Origin of the sequence: Lysinibacillus sp. BS3, assembly GCF_039614735.1 — a bacterium.
Classification (GTDB): domain Bacteria; phylum Bacillota; class Bacilli; order Bacillales_A; family Planococcaceae; genus Lysinibacillus; species Lysinibacillus capsici.
In genome coordinates, this window is the sequence record NZ_CP154860.1 from 2,315,452 (window position 1) to 2,338,275 (window position 22,824).

Annotated in this window: 19 protein-coding genes; 3 read left to right on the forward strand and 16 right to left on the reverse strand. The window is 37.3% G+C overall.

Annotation, left to right across the window (positions count from 1 at the left end; genetic code table 11):
- Nucleotides 1–44: 44 nt before the first annotated feature.
- Nucleotides 45–512: a threonine/serine exporter family protein gene (locus tag AAJG31_RS11455; protein WP_175400783.1), complete on the reverse strand. Its 468-nt coding sequence runs from the start codon at nt 510–512 to the stop codon at nt 45–47.
- Nucleotides 513–533: 21 nt separating this feature from the next.
- Complete coding sequence (locus tag AAJG31_RS11460; RefSeq protein ID WP_009371811.1) at nt 534–1,286, reverse strand: threonine/serine exporter family protein; 753 nt, start codon at nt 1,284–1,286, stop codon at nt 534–536.
- A 339-nt stretch (nt 1,287–1,625) separates the two neighbouring features.
- Between AAJG31_RS11460 and AAJG31_RS11465 the strand changes: the two genes are divergently transcribed.
- Nucleotides 1,626–3,035 carry a polysaccharide deacetylase family protein gene (locus AAJG31_RS11465; protein ID WP_048393300.1) on the forward strand — a complete coding sequence of 470 codons (1,410 nt, stop codon included), beginning with the start codon at nt 1,626–1,628 and terminating at the stop codon, nt 3,033–3,035.
- Between the two features lie 223 nt (nt 3,036–3,258).
- Here AAJG31_RS11465 and AAJG31_RS11470 read toward each other — a convergent pair whose 3' ends face one another.
- The 6 genes from AAJG31_RS11470 to AAJG31_RS11495 all read right to left on the reverse strand — a co-directional run bounded on the left by AAJG31_RS11470 (nt 3,259) and on the right by AAJG31_RS11495 (nt 11,001).
- A complete protein-coding gene (locus AAJG31_RS11470; protein WP_066038259.1) occupies nt 3,259–4,101 on the reverse strand; it encodes an IS3 family transposase in 843 nt (280 codons plus the stop codon).
- Nucleotides 4,098–4,604, reverse strand: a complete 507-nt coding sequence (locus tag AAJG31_RS11475) for a helix-turn-helix domain-containing protein (RefSeq protein ID WP_066038258.1) — start codon at nt 4,602–4,604, stop codon at nt 4,098–4,100. The genes AAJG31_RS11470 and AAJG31_RS11475 overlap by 4 nt, the downstream gene beginning before the upstream one ends.
- Before the next feature lie 289 nt (nt 4,605–4,893).
- A complete protein-coding gene (locus AAJG31_RS11480) occupies nt 4,894–6,990 on the reverse strand; it encodes a beta-propeller domain-containing protein (RefSeq protein WP_259955546.1) in 2,097 nt (698 codons plus the stop codon).
- Nucleotides 6,991–7,120: 130 nt separating this feature from the next.
- Complete coding sequence (locus AAJG31_RS11485; RefSeq protein WP_048393298.1) at nt 7,121–8,314, reverse strand: acyl-CoA dehydrogenase family protein; 1,194 nt, start codon at nt 8,312–8,314, stop codon at nt 7,121–7,123.
- Nucleotides 8,315–8,323: 9 nt separating this feature from the next.
- Nucleotides 8,324–9,496, reverse strand: a complete 1,173-nt coding sequence (locus AAJG31_RS11490; RefSeq protein WP_279493762.1) for a saccharopine dehydrogenase C-terminal domain-containing protein — start codon at nt 9,494–9,496, stop codon at nt 8,324–8,326.
- A 26-nt stretch (nt 9,497–9,522) separates the two neighbouring features.
- On the reverse strand, nt 9,523–11,001 hold the full coding sequence (locus AAJG31_RS11495; RefSeq protein WP_279493761.1) for an aldehyde dehydrogenase family protein: 1,479 nt from the start codon (nt 10,999–11,001) through the stop codon (nt 9,523–9,525).
- Between the two features lie 579 nt (nt 11,002–11,580).
- Here AAJG31_RS11495 and AAJG31_RS11500 point away from each other — a divergent pair.
- Entirely contained in the window at nt 11,581–12,381 is an 801-nt protein-coding gene (locus tag AAJG31_RS11500) for a TIGR00266 family protein (RefSeq protein ID WP_004229711.1), read from the forward strand.
- Nucleotides 12,382–12,419: 38 nt separating this feature from the next.
- On the opposite strand, the gene AAJG31_RS11505 is transcribed toward AAJG31_RS11500, so the two are convergent.
- The 4 genes from AAJG31_RS11505 to AAJG31_RS11520 all read right to left on the reverse strand — a co-directional run bounded on the left by AAJG31_RS11505 (nt 12,420) and on the right by AAJG31_RS11520 (nt 17,205).
- Complete coding sequence (locus tag AAJG31_RS11505; protein ID WP_004229713.1) at nt 12,420–13,382, reverse strand: D-glycerate dehydrogenase; 963 nt, start codon at nt 13,380–13,382, stop codon at nt 12,420–12,422.
- A gap of 215 nt (nt 13,383–13,597) precedes the next feature.
- Nucleotides 13,598–14,890: a globin-coupled sensor protein gene (locus AAJG31_RS11510; protein WP_279493760.1), complete on the reverse strand. Its 1,293-nt coding sequence runs from the start codon at nt 14,888–14,890 to the stop codon at nt 13,598–13,600.
- Nucleotides 14,891–15,184: 294 nt separating this feature from the next.
- Nucleotides 15,185–16,018, reverse strand: a complete 834-nt coding sequence (locus AAJG31_RS11515) for an undecaprenyl-diphosphate phosphatase (protein ID WP_048393460.1) — start codon at nt 16,016–16,018, stop codon at nt 15,185–15,187.
- Nucleotides 16,019–16,125: 107 nt separating this feature from the next.
- Nucleotides 16,126–17,205 (reverse strand): metallophosphoesterase, encoded by a 1,080-nt coding sequence (locus tag AAJG31_RS11520; RefSeq protein WP_066038436.1) that lies wholly within the window; start codon nt 17,203–17,205, stop codon nt 16,126–16,128.
- Nucleotides 17,206–17,500: 295 nt separating this feature from the next.
- Here AAJG31_RS11520 and AAJG31_RS11525 point away from each other — a divergent pair, with 295 nt between their 5' ends.
- On the forward strand, nt 17,501–18,649 hold the full coding sequence (locus tag AAJG31_RS11525) for an acyl-CoA dehydrogenase family protein (RefSeq protein ID WP_004229727.1): 1,149 nt from the start codon (nt 17,501–17,503) through the stop codon (nt 18,647–18,649).
- Between the two features lie 36 nt (nt 18,650–18,685).
- On the opposite strand, the gene AAJG31_RS11530 is transcribed toward AAJG31_RS11525, so the two are convergent.
- The 4 genes from AAJG31_RS11530 to AAJG31_RS11545 form a co-directional block, all read right to left on the reverse strand.
- Nucleotides 18,686–20,896: a HAMP domain-containing sensor histidine kinase gene (locus AAJG31_RS11530; protein ID WP_279493756.1), complete on the reverse strand. Its 2,211-nt coding sequence runs from the start codon at nt 20,894–20,896 to the stop codon at nt 18,686–18,688.
- Nucleotides 20,897–20,912: 16 nt separating this feature from the next.
- Nucleotides 20,913–21,068 (reverse strand): hypothetical protein, encoded by a 156-nt coding sequence (locus AAJG31_RS11535; protein WP_155483369.1) that lies wholly within the window; start codon nt 21,066–21,068, stop codon nt 20,913–20,915.
- Entirely contained in the window at nt 21,046–21,738 is a 693-nt protein-coding gene (locus tag AAJG31_RS11540) for a response regulator transcription factor (protein ID WP_048393287.1), read from the reverse strand. The genes AAJG31_RS11535 and AAJG31_RS11540 overlap by 23 nt, the downstream gene beginning before the upstream one ends.
- A 76-nt stretch (nt 21,739–21,814) precedes the next feature.
- A complete protein-coding gene (locus AAJG31_RS11545; protein WP_257961677.1) occupies nt 21,815–22,678 on the reverse strand; it encodes an EamA family transporter in 864 nt (287 codons plus the stop codon).
- Nucleotides 22,679–22,824: the final 146 nt, after the last annotated feature.

Genomic DNA, 22,824 nt, shown 5'->3' on the forward strand with positions numbered 1-22,824 from the left:
ATAATGAAGAAGGAGGCTGCGTTTATTTTGCACGCAGTCTCCTTCTATTTTTTATAAACCTTTTGTAATTTTACTTTACTGGAACGAACTGAGCGGAATATGAGTTGGATAATTACTTCTGCAAAAACTAGTCCAATAACAATAGCACCTGTAATTAAAAATGCCTTTAAGCCATATTGCAAGCCTTGTAAGTAATCATCTTCTACCACATTTCTCATTGCATTATAAGCCATGCCCCCTGGTACTAATGGTATAATTCCCCCAACAATAAAAATAATCATGGGTATTTTAAAGCGTCGGGCATATAAATGAGCAACGATGGCAATGACAAATGAGCCAAAGAAAGAAGCTTTGACAACATCCATGCCTTGCTCTGTTAGAACATAGTATATAATCCAGCCAATTACCCCAACGAGTCCGCAATGAAGTAGTGTTTTTCTAGGAACATTAAAAATAATGGCAATCCCAGCTGTCGCAAAAAAACTAACTATTAATTGTATAATAATGTCCATCATCTGCATATTATCCGCCTCCTAAAATCCTAGTGTGACGGCTATTGCTGCACCAATAGCAAAGGCTGTTAAAAAGGCCTCTGCTCCCTTTGCCATCCCTGACATAAAATGACCTGCCATTAAATCACGTACAGCATTTGTAATCAAAATACCTGGTACTAGTGGCATGACGGAACTAATAATAATTTTATCAAGTTCAGTACCATAACCATACTTTACTGCAAAGAAGGCAACAAAGCCGAGGACGAGTGATGCAGTAAATTCAGAAAAAAACTTTACCCTTGTTAAATGATTAATGATTACAAGTACTAGGAAACCGAGCCCGCCTGCCAAAAAAGCTATCGGAAAATCCGACCATCCACCCTTAAACATAATAAGGAAACAACCACTAGCAAGCGCAGCTGCCAAAACCTGCAAATAAGTTGGTAAAAAATAATTTGTTTTTTGTATCGACTTTAACTCGTCATAAGCTTCTTCTAATGTTATGATTTGAGATGTGAGTCTACGAGATACTGAATTTACCAAGGCGATTTTTTGCAAATCTGTAACCCTACTGGGAATTGATGTAATTCTTGTTGGCTGTGTCTTGCCTAACGAAAAAATGATGCCCGTTGGTGTGGCATAACATTGAGCATTTGGCATATTTTGAGAATGTGCCATACGCAGCATCGTATCCTCAACGCGGTATGTTTCTGCACCACTTTCAATCATAATGCGTCCTGCAAGCAACAAACAGTCAATCGTAAGTTCATTATCCGCATCTTGTAAGACCATTGCAGCTATCTGCCTCCTTCAAAAGGTTCCTTGCCAATATTAACGAACTGCCAATAAAAACTCAACTGAAAATTTTTTTCTTAAGCAACGGATTATCTTTCAATTTATTTTTACAGTTACACTAATATTACGCATGTGTTTTTTCTATTTTAGTAGGTATTTTACAACCTCTTAAATAGAAGTACAACTACAATTAATTCGCTGATTCTTGAAGAAAAAGTGATCTTAATAATTTTCCACAAAATTACATAAAAAGATTCTAGATTTGTATAACTTTTTTAATGACTGGCACGTCTGATTGTATAGAAAATAAAAAAAGAGGGGAGCGTATCCAAAACCATGCAGGAACGCAGAAAAAGACGCGGTCCAATAATTGATTTCTTATTACTTAGCCTTATTGTGACCTTAACAACTATTATACTTTTTATTATCCTTTCAAAGGATGACTTTAAGTTTCAAAAGATTAGTGCTTCAAAAGAATCCGAGACGGAATCGGTGAATAGTCATTTATCGACCGAAAGTTCTGCGTTTCCAGGCATACGTATTGTTACAGACGTTTCAAATGACAAACGAACACCATTTGCTATACATTACCCACAAACAGATAACGAGGTTTTTAATGATGCCGTATTACAATACATATCGGATTCAAAAGAAAACTATCTAACATCGATGAAGAAAAATAAAGATACAGATGCTATGGGTGAATTAAATATTAGTCTAGAAACTTTTCCGTACCGAGAGCATTACTATTCCTTTGTGCTAACAAAAATGCTATATGTAGGTGGAGCCAATCACGAAGTCTCCACAAAAACATTCTTCATTAACAACGAAACGGGCGAACAAATTACGATCCAAACGCTCTTACAAAATGATGAGAATAACTTATCTACGTTGGCTGTAAACGTCCGAAAAGATTTGCAAAAAAACCTCCAATTAAAGGATGAGCTTTTCAACGATGAACTATTAAAAGCTACCGAACCAAAATGGTCTAACTTCAATCGCTTTGCTATTGTTGATGATTCATTACAAATCTATTTCGATGAATATGAGATTGCTAGTGGAGCAGCAGGTACCCCAATAGTGAAACTACCCCTTTCGCTTATTAACCCTTTGTTAGCCTCCGAATTTCAAATCGCAATGGAAAATGTAAAACCAATTAATCCACCACCAACTGGTGATCCGAATAAAAAACGTATTGCTTTAACATTTGATGATGGTCCACATCCAAAAGTCACGGAGCAAATTTTAAATATTCTTGATAAGTATCACGCAAAGGCTACTTTCTTCATGCTCGGTAGTCGTGTACAATACTATCCTGACATCGTAAAAGATGTTCTTGCGCGCGGTCATGAAATTGGAAACCATTCGTGGAACCACCCTGTCTTAACAAAGCTTACGCAGGAACAAGTGATGAAAGAATATAACACGACTGCCACTGAAATTGAGAAGGCAATCAATCAAGGTGCCACAGTTTTTAGACCACCATACGGTGCAACTAATGACACAATTAATGCCGAGATTCCTATCCCTGTTGTGCTATGGACAATTGATACATTGGATTGGAAACATCGAAATGCACAGCAGCTATTGCCACATGTAAAAAATAATTTACACAATAATGCCATTGTCTTAATGCATGATATTCATCAATCCACTGCAGACGGACTTGACGCTGTTCTTGCCTATTTACAAGAGCAGGGCTATGAATTTGTGACTGTATCCGAGATACTGCCATATCGACAATAGTAATAAACAAAAAGTCCAATGAATTTCTCCATATTCATTGGACTTTCTTTTTGGTTGAAAAAGATGATGTCAACGGCAGAAAAAGCAACTTTGCAAGGCGAGAGGTTGACTTCTGTTCCGCCAGCGTCCTTTCCAGGGCGTCCAATGAGCCGCTTCACTCACCTACGTTCATCCAGGGTCTCATCTGTGACGCTATGATCTGACCCCAAAAATATAAACTTTTTTACGAAGCTTTTCGATACTCAACGGGACTTTTTCCGTTGAGTTTTCTTTTAATCCGCTCATGATTGTAATAGTAAATATAATCTGCTAATGCTTTTGTAAATTCTACATAGTTTTTAAACGTAGTTGTGTACAGAAATTCTGATTTCAGAATACCAAAAAAGCTTTCTATTACGGCATTATCTAAACAATTTCCTTTCCGTGACATACTTTGCTTGATTTCATGCGTTGTCAATAACGCTTTAAAACGGGGTATTTGATATAACCATCCTTGATCAGAATGAATGATTAAGCCACTCTTTTTCGATAACTTTGTATACGTAAACGCCTTTTTAAAAGACTGTTGAACTAACTCAAAATTAGGTGATTTTGATACCTCATATCCAACGATTTCTCGATTGAATAAATCTAATACAGCCGATACATAGATTTTTTGACCGTTTATTTTAAACTCTGTGACATCGGTTACCCATTTCTGATTGGATGCAGTGGCTTCAAAATCACGTTGGATGACATTCTCTGCGACATAGCCGACTGTCCCTTTATACGAACGGTATTTTTTAGGGCGTACCGTCCCTTTTAAGCCCAATTCTTGCATCAATCGTTGTACCGTTTTATGGTTGATGAAAAAACCTTCATTTCGGAGGGCAAGACAAATACGACGATAGCCATAACGCCCCTTATGGTGATGAAAAAGTGTCTGGATTCGTTCTTTGATCGCCTGATATTTATCTGGTTTTACCCATTTTTGAAGATGATAATAATACGTACTTTTCTTGATTTTTGCCACTTTTAATAGAGCTTGAAGTGGAAATTCCAGCCTTAGCTCATACACAGCTCTCATTTTTTCTTCGGTTTGAATGCTTCCTTTTCTTGAACTAAGGCTTTCAACTTTTTTAAATAGGCATTTTCCATCCGTAAATACTCAATTTCCGCTTTTAACTCTTCCGTTGTTTTTTCATTTAAATCAGACGAAGGTGGTTGTTTTTTTGGCATTGATTGGTGCTCCTTTTCTATTTGATAGAGCACCTTTCCAGCCTTGGACATCCACTGTTTTTTCCATCTCCGAATGGTTTCACGAGAAGGAATATTAAACTTCGCAGCAGTCTGAAGGAGCGAATCGCCCGTCTCTATCAGGTGTTGAATTACTTTTATTTTAAAAGAATCTTCGTAATTCGTGAACCCTTGAGGACGAATAATTCCTTCAATGCCATGGTATCGATATAATTCAATCCATAATCGAACGTACTGTCGATCCCTCTGTAATCTATTGGCAATCTGATACGTACTTTCCTTTTCTTCAATGTAAGCTAGAACTGCGGCTAACTTTTGTTCATCAGAAATCACTAACTGCACCCCCTATATTAGATTTTTTAAGTCCAATATTTTGGGTGCAGTTCACTAAATCCCCTAGGAGTGACGCTGGCTCCACTCCAATCAACCATTCTGCCAATTGTCTTTACTTTTTCATAGTAGCATAGTGATCAAATAGCCCATTATCAGAGGATGATGGGTGACAACACCTCTTCATAAAGAATAATGAACACCTTCACTATATTTGAAAACCGTTGCTAAAGATACAGGATTGGAGTAAAGGCTACTTGATACCTTTCAATTGACTGTTTTGTTTTTCTTATTATTTTATTGTTAATGTATCTAAAGGCTTGAAGTCATTTAACTGATAGCTTTTTATCTCGTTACGCGCTATTGTATACAGCGTATCATCTATATAGACAACACGTTGTACAACTTGCTCCCAATTTTCATAGGACTCATTATTATTACGATTGATTATATTTCCTTTCAATACTATCCCTTTCTCTGCAGTAATTTCATAAATTTGAGCACCTTGACCTTGATAGACAACTTCGTCTCCCTTACCTGCCTCATACAGTACTACAGGGAAGCCAAAATAGTTGTATTCCTTATTGCGGAATAGCGCTTTAGGATTGTATTGCACTTCAGAGGAAGAACCTTTCCCACCAATTTTTACGGTTGATTGTTCTTTCGGATTTCGGAAGTCTGATACATCGAATAGGGACATCTTCATATTGGTTGTCACAGTAAAATTACGTTTCGTATACGAATCATAGCGTTGCTCCGTATCATAACCAATACCAATTAAATGCGTATCATCTAATGGATGTAGGTAATTACTGAAGCCAGGAATCTTCAATTCCCCTAGTACAGCAGGCTTTTTCGGATTCGCTACATCAATGACAAATAGTGGATCCACTTGTTTAAATGTCACCACATATGCTTTTTCTCCCATAAATCTAGCTGAATATATCTTTTCTCCAGGCGCCATATCTTTTACTGCACCAAGCGGTTTTAAATGTTCATCCAAAATAAAGAGATGGTTATAGGAAGTACTTTTCTCATTCAACGTATTACCTTCTGTTGTAAAGATCCGGAAGTTCCCCTTATATTCATCCATTGAATACTGATTTAACACAGTTCCCTTTACTTCCGTACTTCCGACAAAGTTCAAAGTCGTTCCATCTACATTCCACTTGAAAATTTGAGTGTCGGCTGACCTCGGTAACCAAATCATATCCATAACGCGCTTTTCTGATGAAACATCAATACTACTTTCATACATTGGTGTCGTTAAATACAGGGCATTCTCTGACATATAAAGACCACTACTTCCACCTAAGTACCCTTTCGTATTGGCAGTTGTCTTAGCTCCATTTTTTAAATCGACAGCTGTAATTAAACTATAGGTACCATCCATCGTATTTGGTAAGATTGAGATTTTTTCTAAAGGCAGACTTTGGTACTCTGTTCCTGCCATACTATCAAATGTTTTAGGCTTTAAATCGGTTTTATTGTCTTCTTGTAGCATCCAGTAATTTGGATACATATTACCGATTAAATATAATGTGTCATTCGTTATGCGAATATCCTGCAAGAAGCCTTCTTGCCCAACATCACGTACATGCTTTGGATTGCTTGGATTTGAAATATCATAAATTGAGGCTGTTACCATAGCTGTGCCTGCTTTTTCAATATATTGATCCCCGATGGCAATTAATAGATTGTCATATAGGGCAAGCTTAGAAATATATTGGGAATGTTTTAATTTGATACTTGTAGCCATCTTTAAATTCTTAGGATCTTTAGCATTCACCACTGTAATGCTCTGATCTTTTGCAGTGTAAATAAAGTCATCTTTTACTACTACAATGTCACCCTCTTCTACCCCCTCTACTTGATTATTAGTTGTAGACTCATTATTAGCTGTTGCTTTATCTTCACTTGCTGTACTTTGTAAGCTCTCTTCTTCTCTAATTTCTACTCTTTGAGTTGTTAACAACTTTTTAAAATACTGCTGTAACTCTTTCTCCGATTTAACGGCTGTTAATGTCTCGATAATTGTAAATGGAATTGTCTGTGAAGCTACATTCAGTCCGCCTTGTGCAAAGGCCTCCTTTTTTACATGCAATTGATAATTACCTGGTGCTAACTTTTTCACTACTATCGTTTTTTGATCTTCCAACAATTCAATTGTTGCAGGTACTTTGCTTCCTTTTTCCGTAGTGATATAGACATATTCCTCAGTTATTTTGTTTTTCTTTAAAGCAACTGAAAAAGATGCTTGCCAGTTTTGTGTTGCCATACTTGCGCTAGCCGCCTTTGCCGTCACATCTGTATTCACTATCAATGTAAAAATTCCAGGCACGATAGCTAGAACGATAATCAGCATAATTGCGAACCATTTACTTTTCATCATTTTTCCTCTCCTTCATATACTTGTTTATTAATTAGACTAGTAAAAAAGAGGAAAGTTACATTTTTCTGAAATTTTCTAAGTAAGTTGAGGCACAATAAAAAACGAGAGGGAAACACTTCCCTCTCGTCTATTCTTCAAATGGCCATTTAGGCAACATATTTTTTAATGGCTTATCTTGTCGTCTTCCCAATACATAATCTGCCTGCATAATAGTATGAATTTCGCGAGTCCCTTCATAAATGACTGGTGCTTTGGAGTTTCTTAAATAACGGGCAACTGGATACTCGTCTGAATAGCCATAGGCTCCATGAATTTGGACCGCATCATCCGCAGCCTTATTCGCAAAATCACAAGACTGCCATTTTGCCAATGATGTCTCTCGAGTATTTCGAACACCTTTATTTTTCAATTCTCCAACACGATAGACAAGGAGACGACTCATTTGATAGCCTGCTTCCATATTAGCAATCATTCGTCCGACAAGCTGATGCTCACCAATAGGTTTACCAAATGTCTCTCGTTCATGACAGTATTTCACACTAGCCTCTATGCAAGCTTGGATCAAACCAACAGCACCTGCTGCTACTGTAAATCGACCATTATCTAGCGCAGACATGGCAATTTTGAAACCCTCGCCCTCTTCACCAAGTCGGTTTTCAATTGGCACGCGTAAATCTTCAAAAAAGAGCTCACCTGTATTACCAGCACGAATACCATATTTTCCTTTTATCGCTTTAGATGTAAAGCCAGCCATGGAACGTTCTACAATAAACGCACTAATTCCATGATGTTTTTTCGATTTGTCTGTATAGGCAAATACGATAAAGTGGTCTGCAATATCACATAAAGAGATCCACGTTTTTTGCCCATTGAGGATATAATGATCCCCATCACGGACAGCAGTTGTTGACATGGCAGCTACATCAGACCCAGCCCCTGGTTCTGTGAGACCAAAAGCTCCAATCCGTACACCTTTAGCTTGCGGAACAAGGTATCTCTGCTTTTGCTCTTCAGTCCCCCACTGCATTAAGGTCATGCTATTTAAACCTGTATGAACAGATACGGCTGTGCGAAATGCCGTATCTCCCCGTTCAAGCTCCTCACATACGATAGCAAGTGCATTATAATCCATGCCACTACCTCCGTATTGTTCAGGAACACAAACACCCATTAAGCCAAGCTCAGCAAGTCTGGACCAAATTTTAGCATCAAAGCCACCTTCAGCATCCCATTTTGCAATATAGGGAATGATTTCCTCATCAACAAACTGTCTTACTGTTTTTCTTAGCATTTCCTGCTCAGTGGACATTTCAAAGTTCATGGTCAGCACCTACCATTTCACAATCATAGCAGACTTATGTGATGTCTCTTTAATGACAACACCTCGTTTAGCCATCTCTTCAATATACGTATCACCTGGCACGATTGCTTCAGGCGGGAATACACCATGCTCTGTAATAACACCGGCACCAATCATCTGAGCAACAACTGAAATCGTATTTGCCGTAGCACGGGCCATAGCTGTTTCATTAATTGTCATATCTTTACGTACAACCATTTCATATTCATATGTCACCTGCTGTTGGGCCTTTTCACCTGCTACAATAACACGTAACAATACAGCATCAGGTTTTGAGCCCAATTCAAGCTTCTTTTTGAGTGCCTCTCGTACGACTGCACGAACAGGCACTTCTTGATTATCCACTTCTACCTTATTCGCAGAATCAAGGAAGCCTAAGTCTGCTAAAAGTTTAAATTTCTCAGCATGGCCTTTATAACGGATGGTTTTATATTCTAATGTGCGGACATTCGGGAATGTCTTATACAATGTGGAGATACCACCAGATGTATAAAATGCCTCAAGCACACCGAAATCATCAAAATAAATAGGTTCAACGCCTGATAGGGATGGAACTTCTTCAAGCTTGCCCTTCTGAATCGTTTTTGAAGGCTCAGTATAATGATCGAAAACGCCATCTAAAGAAAACACGCGTGTATAAAGAAGCGGAGGCTTTGGCTCAGTTGGAATACCACCAACAAATAGTTTAATAGATTCTACTTCGTCTAATTTTGAAGCACCATAGCCCGCTAGAATATTGATCATGCCGGGAGCAACACCTAGGTCAGGAATGATTGTAACACCTTTTGCCTTTGCTACCTCATGTAAATCTAATATCTTCTCTGTAACGCCACCGATATGACCACCTAAATCAACGGAATGGACGCCTGCCTCAATAGCTGCTCTTGCTACTCGTTCATTGAACGAATAAAACAATGCATTGACGGCAACATCCCCCTTCGAAATAACACTCATTAATGAATCGTCACGTTCTGCGTGTAGCTCTACCACTTCTACCTTATTTGTATCTAGCGTATCTACAAAGTCCTGTGCAACTTTTACATCGATATCACCTAAATACACACGCTCCACTTTATCGTTTTTTATTAAATCACGAGCTACCTCTTTCCCCATTAAACCTGCACCTAATACAACAACTTTCATCAAGAACATCCCCTTTCGTTGATCTGTTACTCTGTATCGATTTGTGCTCTTTGTAATTTACCGCTGTAGTCTACATAAATACTCTTCCACTCTGTGTATACATCTAGGGCTGCTACACCTGAATCACGGTGTCCATTTCCTGTCCCTTTAGTACCTCCGAATGGCAAATGGATTTCAGCACCTGTTGTGCCAGCATTTACATAAACAATACCTGTATCTAAATCACGTTGTGCGCGGAAAATTGTATTGACATCTTGGGAGAATATTGAGCTAGATAAGCCAAATTTCACACCATTATTTACTTCAATTGCTTCTTCCAAACTTGCCACTTCAATTAGAGATACGACTGGACCAAAGATTTCTTCTTGAGCAATAATCATGTCAGGCTTCACATTTGTAAACAATGTTGGCTCATAATAGAACCCTTTATCATAAGGTGGTTCATTTAGTATCCTGCCACCTGCTAATAATGTAGCACCCTCTTGTTTACCTATTTGTACATAGTGATTAATTTTTTCCAATGCTGCTTTATTAATCACTGGCCCGATTTTTACTCCCTCATCTAGACCATCCCCAATTGTGAGCTTTTGCATTTCATCTAAGAGACGTTTCTCTAATTGTTCTTTTACATCTTTATGCACAATGACTCGACTACATGCTGTACACCTTTGCCCAGCAGTACCAAATGCGCTCCATAAAATCCCTTCTGTAGCTAGCTGTAAATCAGCATCATTCATGACAATAACAGCATTTTTGCCACCCATCTCTAAAGAAACCTTTTTCAAATGCTTCCCGCCAAGCTCAGCTACTTTACTGCCCGTTGTTGTAGAACCTGTAAAAGAAATAACCTTGACGTCAGGATGTTCAATTAATGCTGTGCCTACTGTAGGTCCTGTACCAAATATGATATTAGCGACACCATCTGGTAAGCCTACTTCCTCAAAGATTTTACCCATTTCATAGGCCATCATTGGAGTCTCATTAGACGGTTTCCAAATGAATGTATTCCCTGCAACAACGGCAGGAAATGACTTCCATGTGGCGATAGCAACAGGGAAATTCCAAGGTGTAATGAGTGCTACAACGCCTATAGGTGCCCTTACACTCATAGCAAATTTATTGGCAAGCTCAGACGGTGTTGTTTCACCAAACAATCTACGTCCTTCACCAGCCATATAGTATGCCATATCAATTCCTTCTTGGACTTCTCCTCTAGCCTCTTCAATGACCTTGCCCATTTCTTTTGTTAAAACGGTCGCCAAATGTTCTTTTTTCTCTTTCATTTTTTGACCGATGGCATATAAATAATCTGCACGTTTTGGTGCTGGTATAAGTGCCCAGCTCTTTTGTGCTTGTTTAGCAACAGCTACAGCCTCGCCTACCTCATTCGAAGTAGAGCGTGGAATGGTGGCAAGCTGCTCACCGTTTGCAGGGTTCGTCACTGCTATACTTTGTAAATGTGAATGTGTGATCCATTTACCACCGATATAGTTTTTAATCTCCACTACATACACCCCCTGAAATACTCTATGATGCCTCAGCTGTTGTACCAGTCGTATTCCATAGGTATAAGTCTATGAATTTAACCAGAATCCATTTCGCCTTGGAATAATTGCGTCCGAGCAGTGGAATGTGCTTACACGTTTCACTATTCGTGACAGCTACCAGTGGCTTTATCTCCATACATCAATAGTTGCTCCCCACCAAAAGAAAAAATGTCTCATTAAGAATCTTGGAGTGAGCGGAGATAAAATATGTCAAAATTCCGAATTTTCAATATACACCACACCTTGTAATACTAGCATTTCAATAATAATCGGTGACAACTGCCAGAGGCTTCATTTCCACTTAACTTCCTTACCTCAATATAGAGGATGACTTCTAAATTTAGAAGCCTCTTAAGGTTATGTATATTCACAATACCCTTAGTTAAATGAAAATAAATAATAAACATTCTAGTTTTTTATATTCGACATTTTCTAACTAATTCCCTTTTTTTCTAAAATATTTAATTTTCTATTGAAACCAATGTAACTTATAATCGTATACAATATCATTAAATTTATTTTTGGAGGAATCCCTTTATGAATAATCATGAAATTGACTATAAGTTATTTGGTGACGACATGCAATATGTGCAAGTTGAGCTTGACCCTCAGGAAACAGTTGTTGCAGAAGCAGGAGCGTTAATGATGATGGATGATTCGATCCATATGGAAACTATTTTTGGTGACGGCTCACGAGGTGGCTCACAAAGTGGTCTAATGGGTAAATTATTAGGTGCCGGAAAACGCCTAATAACAGGTGAGAGTTTATTCATGACAACATTCACAAACGTTGGCTCAGGTAAGAAGCATGTTTATTTCGCATCACCATACCCAGGGAAGATTATTCCGATGGATTTAAGCCAATTAAACGGTAAAATTATCTGTCAAAAAGATGCATTCTTAGCTGCTGCTAAAGGGGTCTCTGTTGGCGTTGAATTTCAGAAAAAAATTGGAGTAGGCTTCTTCGGTGGTGAAGGCTTCATTATGCAAAAGCTAGAAGGTGACGGCATGGCATTTGTTCATGCAGGAGGAGCCATTCATGAAAAAACATTACAACCGGGTGAAGTTTTACGTGTGGATACAGGATGTCTTGTAGCAATGACATCCAATGTGGATTACGATATTGAAATGGTTGGAGGCGTAAAAACAGCCCTGTTTGGAGGCGAAGGAATCTTCTTTGCTACATTACGTGGTCCTGGAACAGTGTGGGTACAATCATTACCATTTAGCCGTTTAGCCAGTCGTGTCTTTGCAGCTGCACCTATTTCGCAAGGTGGAGGCGGTCAATCTAAAGGTGAAGGCGGTATCGGCGGCTTATTCGATTTATTCAATAGATAAAAAAATGGAGCATATCTTTCACCGATATGCTCCTCTTTTTAATCAATTCGATTGGATATTGCCTTGCCTTGTCCATAAGCAGTCAAAGCTTTTACATTTAACATTAGCATAGCCGTTCTCGTTTCTAATGACGCGCTACCGATATGTGGCAGAGCTACTACATTTGGAAGTGTTAATAAGGGATGATCCATCGCAATCGGCTCTTGTTCAAACACATCTAGTCCTGCAGCCCAAAGCTTCCCATTTTTAAGAACATCGTATAGCGCATCCTCATCAATAATTCCACCACGTGAGGCATTAATTAATACCGCATCTTCTTTCATCAAAGCAAGTTCCTTTGCACCAATGAGTCCTTCCGTATCACTATTATAAGGTGTCATAATCACAACAAAATCAGATTGCTTTAATAGATCCTCCAGCGAAACATACTGGAAGCCATACATTTCTTCTGCTTCATGACGACGTCTGCGATTATTATACAAGATTTTCATATCAAACCCTTTTGCTCTTCTAGCAACAGCTTGGCCAATTCTCCCCATGCCAATAATGCCAATTGTGGCTCCTGAAACATCCTTGCCAACCAGTTGCATTGGATACCAGCTTTTCCATTTGCCCTCACGTAAATATCTTTCACTTTCTGGAATTCTACGAGCAGTTGCAAGCAGTAAGCCAAATACTAAATCCGCAGTTGTATTAGTTAAAACTCCAGGCGTATTTGTCGCCATAATGCCTCGTTTTTTTAAAGCCTTCACATCGATATTATTATATCCAACTGCTAAATTCGTCACTAATTTTAAGTTGGGTGCATGCGAAAGTAATTCTTCATCTACTTGGTCAGCTATCGTTACCCACAGTACCTCACAGTCAGCGACAGCTGCGAGCAATTTTTCACGTGGAATCACAATTTCTTCCTCATCCCATTGTGAGATTTCATAAAACTCCTGTAGCAGTTCAACAATATGTGTAGGAAACTTACGTGTTATAAATAATTTCTTTTTCATGCTCCAAACACCCCTCTACTCAATTCCCTAATTCGCCTATAGCGTAACACTTAAAACAAGCATTTTCTAGGGTTTTGTAATCTTCCTCTTTCTATAAAATTTGCTATTAGCTAATTCATCAGCCTCTTAGTTGATTTATCCATAAAATAAGACCTTTTATCCTAATTCACATACTAAAAAACTATGCATAGATAGTATGCATAGCTATATTTCTTTTAAAACTCTCTTATTGTTGTATTTAAGCGATTAGCCACCCTCGCTAATTCTTCCGAAGATTCACCAATCGATTCAATAATAGTAGCTAATTCAGATACTTGATTATCGACTTTTTGGAAATTTGAGATCGAAACTTCTACAGAACCCGAAATCGCATCAAAAGCTTTTAGAGATTCAGCATTACGTTCGATACTACTATTTACAAGCTCCTGTATGTTCTGAATTGCTTGTACAACTTGTGTTGTGATACCATTTGACGTCATGATTAACTCAGCAATCTGTTCAACAGAGCTTTTCGTTTGATCCGCAAGCTTGCGTACTTCGTTTGCAACAACTGCAAAGCCTTTACCATGCTCACCGGCACGTGCCGCCTCAATTGCAGAGTTTAACGCAAGTAAATTTGTTTGCCCAGAAATACTTTTCACAATTTCTACAACGGCATTTATTTTCGAAGAGGATGCATCTAATTGCTCCACCATATTTGCCATTTCAACGGTCTTATGATGAATCTTCCCTGTTTGTTCATTAATAGATATTATTTTAGTATAGCCTTCATTAGACACTTTTTGCATTGATCCTGCTTCATACATACTTTCCTTCAAAGAAGCGTTGACACGCTTTGCGCTATATACAAGTTCTGTTACTGTTTCAGTTGTAGTTTGTGATTGAACCTCTAATTGTGTAGAAACTCCGCCGATAACATCCTTTACATGGTCCCTAACATTATTGCGTTGTGTTTCAATTAGTATACTTGCATAGCTATCGTATTCTTCTAAAACGATTTGTTGTTCAAAATTACATATTTTACTGATAGCATCACAAAACTTCTCTTCTTCGCCCTTTGGTAATCGTAGTTCATAGACTATTTTGCGAAGTGATTTCTCAAGTATTTGAAAAGCAGCTAAATACCACTTCGGATATAAATTAATCTTTACATGCATTTTGGCCACACGTCTTCGCTTTTCTAAAAAGGCTTCATCTATTCTCCCCTCAAACATTTCAATAATATGGTGACGTAATGTCTGTCGTAAACGTTCGCTGGAGCTATGTGATTGAATAACCTTTTGTAAGGCAGGAACACTTTCTATTGCATGATAAAATGCCGCTACCACTTCTACTACATTTCTTTCTACATATGGTTTTAAACTATTAATCAGCTGAAGATCATGCACACTTAACCCTACAAGATTTAATTGTAGTAAACGGTCTGGATCTTCTATAAAAATACCGATTGTTGTTTCATTGCTTATTTCAATTGTATTTTTCTTAGATCTATTGATAAGTTGAAACATTTTCTCCACCTCATATATTTAATCATATATCTTAATAAGTCTATATTCCTACTTTTTATAAAAAAACAACAAATAATTAGACACTTTATGTATCAATTATAATCTCAAAACATCTAAATGAACAATATGTAGGTAAATGTTGTCTAATATTATTATAATTCGCTATTAATTTATGCTTTAACATGATTCTTTATACTCATTTTCTATCAATTTATTGAAAAAATGGATATATGATTCAATAATCTTAACGCAAAAAAAGCCACTGCTTCTTGAAGAAGAAGCGTGACTTATTGTTTACATGAAAATGATAACGCAAAGAACTGCTGCTAAAACTAAACGATAAATGGCAAAAGGCATTAATTTTACCTTTGAAATAAGCGCTAAGAAAAACTTAATGGACAATAATGCAAAGACGAACGAACTAATGAATCCTACAGCATAAAAGCCAAAATAGTCCATTGATAAAGTATCCCAGTTTTTCAAAACGGATACGAGGCTAGCTCCTGCCATGATTGGCACAGCCATAATGAATGTAAAATCGGCTGCAACACGGTGACTCATACCAAATAGTACCCCACCCGAAATCGTTGCACCTGAACGAGAAAAACCTGGCCATAGTGATAGGCATTGTACAAGTCCTACCTTAAATGCTAAACCATAAGAAATCTTATCTAAAGAATCAACTTTTGGTTTTCTCGGTGCCAACTTATCTGCAGCAATCATCAGAATTGCTCCTGCCACTAGTGCATAAACAACATGCTCTACTTTAAAAAGATGGTCGTCAATAAAATCCTTGAATGCAAAACCTAAGACAACTGCTGGTAGCATACCAACAATAACATGCAATAAGTTAAAGCGGCCATTTATGGACTTAGCTTGACCTTCAATTTTATATAAACCAACTAAGCTTAGCATACGTTTCCACATAACTACGATAACCGCTAATATGGAACCAAGTTGTACAACAATTTTAAATGTGTTGGCAGGATATTTCCCTAAAAACTCCTCAGTCTTTAACCACATATCATCCACGATAATCATATGTCCCGTAGAAGATACTGGTGCAAATTCTGTCATACCCTCGACAAAGCCTAATATTAATGCTTTTAATAACTCTATAATTTCCACCATGTCACCTTACCTTTTTTAATCAAATACCCACTTATTATAAAATACTACGTTTTTATATACTACTGCCTTTTCACCTAAGAAGCCGATTGTTAGATTATCACATACTATTTAAATGTTATATCTACTACCCAAAGCTCTGATCTACTGCCAATTCGCATCGGTGGGCCCCAGAAGCCATAGCCTGATGAAACAAGTGTATGCATCTGTTCCTTCAACTTATAACCATAATCCAGTTCAAATACACGAGCTGTTATATACTGATTCGGCCACAGCTGTCCCTTGTGTGTATGACCAGACATATGTAAATCAACGCCCATTTGGGAAGGCGTGTTTAAATCGTCAGGTGTATGATTCATTACAAGCCATGGTAAATTAGCAGAAGGCTTTAGCACCTCAAGTGGTTTTCTTTCTTTATTCGTTCTGTCCTCTTGCCCTGTTAATATAAACGCATCTTCTATAAGAATTGTTTCATCTAGGAGCATTTTCACATTGGCATTTTCCATTTCCTTAATAAATTCAGGAATTTTTTTGCCATAATATTCATGGTTACCTAATATACCATATGTTCCATATGTAGATGTTAATTGTTTCATGACATCTGCCATACCCTCTTGAACAAACCATTTAGGGTCATCGTCCACAATATCCCCAGCTAACAACACAATATCTGGTTGTGCTTCATTAGCTAAGCTGACAAAACGTTGTAAATGTCGTTTATGTGATAAAACACCTAAGTGAAAATCAGATGCTACAACAGCTCTTAGTGTGTTTAAGTCACTATCTTGTTTATCAACAGTTATTTCTAAATGACGAACAACTGGAGAGTAGGCTAAATAGGAGCCAATGATACTTAACAAGAATAGGATAGCTACTGCTATACTACCTATTATTTGCACGTTTTTAAAAGGTGTAAGCCAAATAATGAATTGTGCAACTAAACATAGCAATAAGCCATATTCAAAGATAAACATCCAATAATTACTGATTACAGAAAACACACGTAATGACTCGTGTAATCTTCCGATTATAATACTAAAAGCAACCATATACAGCACGATCCAAAATAATACTGGAAAACGAAACCACCCCATTGCTACAAGCCACTGCTTTACTCCCCACCCTAAATAGAAAGTCAAAGCACTATAAATACTAATTAAAAGAACAGCGCCGATTACTTTTGGCATAACCAAGTCCTCTACTTTCTTTCTATAATTTAATTGATTATACCATTATACTTATCAATCATATTGCTTAAAGCACTTGAATAATCTTCTAAAGAAAGTAGGAACTTGTCCAAATTTAAGTTTACCTTTTCATTTCATTCGTTACTCTCGTTTTACATGACATTTCACTGTATATAGATGACATTTTCGTCATTTACATACTAAACGCTACTTTTATTTTCTCATTTCTTCCAGTAACATAGTAGGTGAACGAGCAAATTCGCGTATTTACGAAGAAAAAGGGGTGCTATTTCAAATGACACGTTATAAATTTGAAACAACAGAGCATGAATTATTTCGCAAAACCTTTCGTAAGTTTTTAGCTGAAGAAGCTGAACCGCATTATGCCCAGTGGGAAAAAGATCATCTTATTCCGCTTTCTTTTTGGCGTAAGCTTGGCGATATGGGCTATCTTTGTCCACAAGTAGAAGAACAATATGGCGGGCTGGGCTTGGATTTCAGCTTTGGCGTCATCATACAAGAAGAACTTGAACGTATAGGCTCAAGTCTTATCGGGGTTGGCCTGCATAATGATATTGTTGTTCCATATATCGAAGCATATGGGACACACGAACAAAAATCTCGTTGGCTTCCAAAATGTGTTACAGGCGACTATATAACAGCTATTGCAATGACGGAGCCAGGTACAGGTTCAGACTTGGCTAATATCAAAACGTCAGCCATTCGCGATGGGGACCATTATATTGTAAATGGTCAAAAAACCTTTATAACAAATGGCATCCATACAAACTTAGCGGTTGTTGCAGTAAAAACAAATCCTCAGGCTGAGAAAAAACATCGTGGTATTAGCCTACTTGTTATTGAAGAGGGCACACCTGGCTTTACAAAAGGAAGACAGCTCGAAAAAGTTGGTATGCATGCCCAAGATACAGCTGAACTCTATTTTGAAGATTGTCGAGTGCCTGTTCAAAACCTACTTGGCGAAGAAGGCAAGGGCTTTCATTATATGATGGAAAAACTGCAGCAAGAGCGATTAGCAGTAGCGATTGCCGCACAAACAGCCGCTGAGGATATGCTTACACTAACGCTAGACTATGTGAAATCACGTCAGGCTTTTGGCAAAACAATTGGTGACTTCCAAAATACACAATTTAAAATAGCTGAAATGGCTACTAAAATCGAGCTTGGTAAATCCTTTTTGGAATCATTGATTGAAGAGCATATTGCAGGCAATGATGTTGTGACAAAAGTTTCTATGGCAAAATACTGGATTACCGAAAATGCACGTGACCTTGCTACGCAATGTATGCAATTGCATGGTGGCTATGGCTATATGGAGGAATATAAGATTGCTAGAAGATATAGAGATATACCTGTTATGTCGATCTATGCTGGTACTAATGAAGTCATGAAGGTTATTATCGCCAAAAATTTAGGCCTATAATAAAAAAGGCGGCAGAAGTTTGCCGCCTTTTTACCATTAAACTGCTGGAATTCGAACGATTACTTTAAATAAATCACCATCTACATCAATGCTCATTCTTGCTCCATGTAAATCGACAATGGATTGTGCAATGGCTAATCCAAGCCCTGAGCCCTCTGTATGACGTGAGGCATCTGCACGTTTAAAGCGTTCAAATAATTCCTCAGCATCTTCACTAATTTCATACTTTGCTACATTTTTCACCGTAAATTCAGCATCGCCATCTGCCGTACGCTTAAATGTCACATAAACACGCGTTCCCTCTAGCGCATACTTCAAAACATTGACAATTAAATTATCAATAAGTCTCCACCATTTTTGACCATCCACATATGCAAAGATTGGATCATGAGGCATGGTCATTCGTAAATCTAGTTGTGACTGTGTTAAATCCTCTTTATGCTCCCCTACAGCTTGTTGGATAAGCTGTGTTAAATCTACTCGACTGCGGTGAAGTTCAATATTACCACTAGCCATTTTCGATACTTCAAAAAGGTCTTCAATCAGCACTTTTAAACGTTCAGACTTTTTATCTAGTATATGAATGTATTGTTTCCGTTCTTCCTCTGTAATATTTGGCTTCTTCAGTAAATCGGTATACGTAATTATAGAGGTTAAAGGAGTACGTAAATCATGACTCACATTTGTAATCAGCTCTGTTTTTAACCGCTCACTTTTCGCCTGCTCATGCATGGACGTACGCACACCTTCTCGTAAATGATTGAGGTTTTCTGCATGACCTGAAAGCGGAGATTTACCTTTTACCTTTACATCACGATTTAAACGTCCTTCAGCCATATCCTTCGTATCTTTCATAATACGGTTTAAATAACCCATTCTTGATAGGAAAACAATCATAGCAGGAAATCCTATAAACATACAAATGCCAAGTACAAGGACCGGAAAAGCTCCGCCTCCTATCATGGTAGCAACAAGGCTACCACCTCCAAAGAAGGCTGCGGCTAGCATTACAATTGAATGTAATGCGATCGAACGATTAATAAATAAGTCAGTCAACGAATCCCCAAGTGACCATAAATAGCTCGATTTCACATTTTCCTCTAGCTTTTTCAAAGTATTTACTCTTGTATACAACCAAATTAATTGCACGAAGAAAGCACTACCAATTACCATTAAAACAACTATTTTAAAGCCAATATCGAGTATAAAACGGACATAATTATAATTATAAACAGAATTATATTCAATAGATTCAAAAACAACCTGGGCTGAAATGAAATACATAAGGCTCGTTATTAACAAAAGAATAATTTGTACATCGATTTTATACTTTGTTAAAAGATCTTTTTCCTTCATACTCGTAACTATCTGTAATAAGTCTTTACGCCCCCTCCATACAAAGACGGCCATTAAAATACTTGTGAGCCAAATAAAGTAATGAGTATATTGATTGCGTTGAAACTGTTGAAATTGTTGATACCCTCCCTGTATAACATCTTCTGACATAGCTGCTTTTTTTGAAATAGCTATTACACCTGTATATTCAGCTGTTTCGTAAAGATCATCTACATTCACGTATGTTTCGGTATTGTAAAAAATATCTCTTAAATTCTCACTGATATTCCATGCATATAGCGGTTTTCGATCAGTATACTTAATTTTATAGGCACTACTTTCGGTAACATCACCTGCACGGTACGTTTTACCAGTTTCTGTATTGGTCAACTCATAAGACCAATAGTCATAGTTTTTTCCAAAGTTTTTGGATTCACCTTTTGCTGCTTTAATATATTTATCAATGAGGGCTTCCTTTTCAGCAAGAATCTTTTTTCTTACATGCTCATCATCTTCAAAATTTGCTGTAATATCTTTAATTTTATTATCACGTTCAGACACTAGCTTTGTCTTTAATTCTGTTGCATTGGCATCTATAGCTTCCTGAATACGTTGTTCGTATTGTGCCTTAATATTATCGATTTGCTGTCCTAATGTACCATAATAATTACGATGATCTTCTATTTCAGTTTGAGTAATCTCAATTTTATTTTTCAATTCCTCTGCATTTGGTACATTAATTACTAACGGTCCTAGTTCTGCCGTGAAATTATCGATTTCATGTTGGAAATTTTCCGAATCAAAATATGATTTACCAATATACTGATAGCCCACATTATAAAAAGTAAAGACTCCGAAAATTGTCCAGATTAAACACATTAATACGAGAAGAGATTTCCATTTTTTTATCATCCCTTTTTACACTCCTCTAAAAAATTCTTTCTAACAATTGTAAAACCTCTGAGGAGCGAGAATCGACGATTTGATAGGCATAAATTCCAAAATAGATAAGCCCAATAACACCTGCAATAAATCCAGCAATAGTCATATACTTCTCTAATTTATTTTTCCATTTTATAGCCAACGCCCCATACCACCTTTAGATAGCGTGGATTTTTCGGATCAGCTTCAATTTTCTCACGTATTTTCCGAATGTGAACAGCTACAATATTTTCAGCATTATAAGCTTCCTCATTCCAAACACGTTCATAAATTTCACGAATCGAAAACACACGCCCTGCATTTTTCATTAATAGTTCTGTAATTTTATATTCTATCGGGGTTAGTCGAACTGGTTCTCCTTCTAGTACAACCTCTTTTGCCTCTTCATCAAGAATAAGTCCGTCTATTTCCACTTTTGTAGCTCCCTCACTATACGTTCCTAGCTGAACATAACGGCGCAGCTGGGATTTTACACGTGCCAACAGCTCTAATGGATGAAATGGCTTTGTTACATAATCATCTGCTCCAACCGATAATCCATGAATCTTATCGCCATCCTCCGCCTTTGCACTCAGCATGATAATGGGAATATTGCGCTCTTCCCTAATTTTAAAGGTTGCTGTAATTCCATCCATATTTGGCATCATGATATCTAAAATTATTAAATGTACTTCATTGTTCTCTAGCTTTTTTAATGCATCTAAGCCATCTGCTGCTTTAATAACATGATAGCCTTCATTTTTTAAATAGATTTCAATACCATCACGAATATCTTGATCGTCATCTGTAACAAGAACTGTTAATTTCGTCATGATATACACCTCGCTCTCAAATATAAGTGTATCTTTTAAATCTTAAAAACCAGCTATTATAAAAATGAAGAATTTCTTAAGGTTTTAGCTTTTTTCTCCCACCCAATGTTAAAACAACAATGCCACCTAAAAGCATCGCTACTCCAAGCCAGGAAACTATACTTAAGTGTTCTCCAATTAAAAACACACCAAGAATTGCAGCAGTCAATGGTTCTGCTAATGAAAGTGTTACAGCTGTGGATGAACTAATTTTTTGTAGTCCTCTTAAAAACAGGAAATACGCTACGCTTGTACACATAATCCCCATAAATAACATTGTCCATAAGTTGTGCACATTTACTAACCAGGAAAATCCACCTTGTATAGAAAACGGCAGTAAAAACAAAGCGCAAATGGAGAATGTCATAGCAACTGCGGGTAACGCTTCTTCTTGTGCCATTAATTTTTTACTTATGTTTGTGTAAAATGCAAAGGATAAACCTGCACAAAGCGCTAATGTGAATCCGCCAACGTGAACAGACTCCTCTCCATTATTCATAAACAATAAAAGACATCCGATAATGGCCATCAATGTAGCAAGTCCCCATACTGCTGTGGGACGTGTTTTCCATACTAGCCACTCTAATACACCAGAAAACACTGGTGCACTACCAATAGTAGCAACAGTTCCAATGGCTATACCTGTTAGACGAATTGATGAGAAGAAAAGACCTTGGAAAAACGCAATACTAGCCGCAGCTAAAATTGTCCATTTCCATGACCACCTTAAAAAATTAATTTTCCTCATTATAATCGTAATAGCTAATAATAAACTGCCACCAATTGCAGAACGAATCGTGGCTACAGCTATTGGAGATACCTCTTCATCCAAATATGTCTGGGCAGTACCTGTCATTCCCCATAGAATAGCTGCTAGTAATACAAACAATGAATTTAACATTTTTCAGCTCATCCCCGCTTCACATCTTTCTCCATACTAATCATACATATTTATCCAAAATCAAACAATTATCATTTTTACTTTTCTTTTAATTCCAATAGTATGTTTTCTCATGAATGGACGTTATAATAAAAACAGTAAAAGGA

Bases quoted from the DNA above. Each gene is read 5' to 3' on its own strand.
- AAJG31_RS11500 (WP_004229711.1), top strand. From the start codon at position 11,581: ATGAATAATCATGAAATTGACTATAAGTTATTTGGTGACGACATGCAA.
- AAJG31_RS11530 (WP_279493756.1), bottom strand. From the start codon at position 20,896: ATGATAAAAAAATGGAAATCTCTTCTCGTATTAATGTGTTTAATCTGG.
- AAJG31_RS11470 (WP_066038259.1), bottom strand. From the start codon at position 4,101: ATGAGAGCTGTGTATGAGCTAAGGCTGGAATTTCCACTTCAAGCTCTA.
- AAJG31_RS11455 (WP_175400783.1), bottom strand. From the start codon at position 512: ATGGACATTATTATACAATTAATAGTTAGTTTTTTTGCGACAGCTGGG.
- AAJG31_RS11525 (WP_004229727.1), top strand. From the start codon at position 17,501: ATGACACGTTATAAATTTGAAACAACAGAGCATGAATTATTTCGCAAA.
- AAJG31_RS11510 (WP_279493760.1), bottom strand. From the start codon at position 14,890: ATGTTTCAACTTATCAATAGATCTAAGAAAAATACAATTGAAATAAGC.
- AAJG31_RS11505 (WP_004229713.1), bottom strand. From the start codon at position 13,382: ATGAAAAAGAAATTATTTATAACACGTAAGTTTCCTACACATATTGTT.
- AAJG31_RS11485 (WP_048393298.1), bottom strand. From the start codon at position 8,314: ATGAACTTTGAAATGTCCACTGAGCAGGAAATGCTAAGAAAAACAGTA.
- AAJG31_RS11460 (WP_009371811.1), bottom strand. From the start codon at position 1,286: ATGGTCTTACAAGATGCGGATAATGAACTTACGATTGACTGTTTGTTG.
- AAJG31_RS11480 (WP_259955546.1), bottom strand. From the start codon at position 6,990: ATGAAAAGTAAATGGTTCGCAATTATGCTGATTATCGTTCTAGCTATC.
- AAJG31_RS11540 (WP_048393287.1), bottom strand. From the start codon at position 21,738: ATGACGAAATTAACAGTTCTTGTTACAGATGACGATCAAGATATTCGT.
- AAJG31_RS11520 (WP_066038436.1), bottom strand. From the start codon at position 17,205: ATGCCAAAAGTAATCGGCGCTGTTCTTTTAATTAGTATTTATAGTGCT.
- AAJG31_RS11490 (WP_279493762.1), bottom strand. From the start codon at position 9,496: ATGAAAGTTGTTGTATTAGGTGCAGGTTTAATGGGGAAAGAGGTAGCT.
- AAJG31_RS11465 (WP_048393300.1), top strand. From the start codon at position 1,626: ATGCAGGAACGCAGAAAAAGACGCGGTCCAATAATTGATTTCTTATTA.
- AAJG31_RS11545 (WP_257961677.1), bottom strand. From the start codon at position 22,678: ATGTTAAATTCATTGTTTGTATTACTAGCAGCTATTCTATGGGGAATG.